Annotated in this window: 1 protein-coding gene; it reads left to right on the top strand. The window is 75.0% G+C overall.

All coding sequences use genetic code 11. The features are described from left to right. A partial coding sequence (locus tag G3I40_RS06385) for an NAD(P)H-hydrate dehydratase (RefSeq protein ID WP_275410150.1) occupies positions 1 to 204 on the top strand: 204 nt, incomplete at both ends.

Genomic DNA, 204 nt, shown 5'->3' with positions numbered 1-204 from the left:
TACTGACCCCGCACGCCGGGGAGGCGGCGGCACTCCTGGGCTCCGCCCGGGACGAGGTGGAGGGCCAACGCCTGTCGTCCGTGCGGGAGTTGGCATCCCGGTACGGGGCGACGGTGCTGCTCAAGGGGTCGACGACGCTCGTGGCGGCACCGGACGGCGGCCCGGTACGGGTCAACCCGACGGGTACGCCGTGGCTCGCGACGG

This window comes from Streptomyces sp. SID14478, from assembly GCF_010548525.1.
Taxonomy (GTDB): domain Bacteria; phylum Actinomycetota; class Actinomycetes; order Streptomycetales; family Streptomycetaceae; genus Streptomyces.
The sequence above is the reverse complement of the archived record's forward strand: the minus strand, read 5'-3'. Positions and strand labels throughout refer to the sequence as shown.